Genomic DNA, 1,482 nt, shown 5'->3' on the forward strand with positions numbered 1-1,482 from the left:
CGGCACGCTGAGCGCGATGGCGCAGCCGTGCCTCGCCGAGGACACCGACGCCGTCCTCACCCCCGCCCTGCGCCGCGACCGCTCCGAGCCGCTGAGCATCACCACCGCGCTCGCCCAACTCCACGTCCGCGGTGCGAAGCCGGACTGGCAGACGGTGTTCGCGGGCACGGGTGCCCGCCGGGTGGACCTGCCCACCTACCCCTTCCAGCGCGAGGCGTACTGGATCGACCGGACGGCACCCGTTGTCGGGGACGCGCGGGCGATCGGTCTGGGGTCCGCCGACCACCCGCTGCTGGGCGCGGCCGTTGCGCTCGCCGACAGCGACGGCTTCTTCTTCTCCGGCCGTCTCTCCGTGCAGACCCATCCCTGGCTGGCCGAGCATGCCGTCGGCGGCAGCATCCTGCTGCCCGGCACGGCCTTCGTCGAGCTCGCGATCCGGGCCGGCGACCACGTCGGCTGTGACCGCCTGGACGAGCTGACCCTTGAAGCCCCGTTGGTGCTCCCCGAGCGGGGCGGCGTGCAGGTCCAGCTCTGGGTCGGGCAGGCGGACGGCACGGGTGCGCGCCCGCTGTCCGTGTACTCGCGGCCCGAGGACGCGGACGACGACGCGGTGTGGACGCGCCACGCCGACGGACTGCTGTCGAGCGGCGCGCGCCCGGCCGCGGACGCCGACTTCGCCGCAGCCTGCTGGCCGCCCGCAGACTCCGCGCCGGTGGACCTCACCGGCTTCTACGACGCCCTCGCCGCCTCCGACTTCGGTTACGGCCCGGTGTTCCGCGGGCTCGTCGCGGCCTGGGTGCGCGGCGAGGAGGTCTTCGCCGAGGTGGCGCTGCCCGAGGAGGCAGTCGCTGCGGCCGGCGCGTTCGGTCTGCACCCGGCCCTGCTCGACGCCGCGCTCCATGCGACCGCCCTCGCCACGGCGGCGGACGCCGAGCAGGGCCGGGGCCGGCTTCCGTTCTCGTGGAACGGCGTGTCCCTGCACGCGGTCGGCGCCGCCACCCTCCGGGTCCGGATCGCCCCCGCCGGGCCCGAGTCGGTGACGCTGACGGCCGTCGACGCCACGGGGGCGCCGGTTGCCTCCGTGGCGTCGCTGATGCTTCGGCCGGTCTCCGCCGGCCAGCTGCACGGCGACGGCGCCCACCGTGCCCAGCACGACGCACTCTTCTCCGTCGACTGGGCCGAGGTCCACCTGCCCGCGCGGGCGGCTGACGCGGCCGAGCTCCACACCGTGGTGGGTGCGGACGGCCTCGGCCTCGCCGCCGCACTGCTCGCCGCCGGCCACGCCGTCGACACCCCCCAGAGCCTCACCGCCCTCGTGGCGCGCCTCGAAGCCGACCGCGCGACACCGGCACCGGCCACCGTCCTCCTGCCGCTCGGCATCGTCGGCGCGCAGCTGTCCGCCGGGGCGGTGCGGGTAGCGGTGCGGGAGGCGTTGGCGCTGGTGCAGGAGTGGCTGGCGGCGGATGTCTTCGTGGATTCGCG

Annotated in this window: 1 protein-coding gene; it reads left to right on the forward strand. The window is 76.0% G+C overall.

The features are described 5' to 3' along the window. Positions 1-16: 16 nt before the first annotated feature. Positions 17-1,482 (forward strand): polyketide synthase dehydratase domain-containing protein (locus ABTY15_RS39660; RefSeq protein WP_350607680.1); only part of this gene is annotated, 1,466 nt, incomplete at its 3' end.

It is taken from the genome of Kitasatospora sp. NPDC097643, from assembly GCF_040302625.1.
Lineage (GTDB): Bacteria > Actinomycetota > Actinomycetes > Streptomycetales > Streptomycetaceae > Kitasatospora.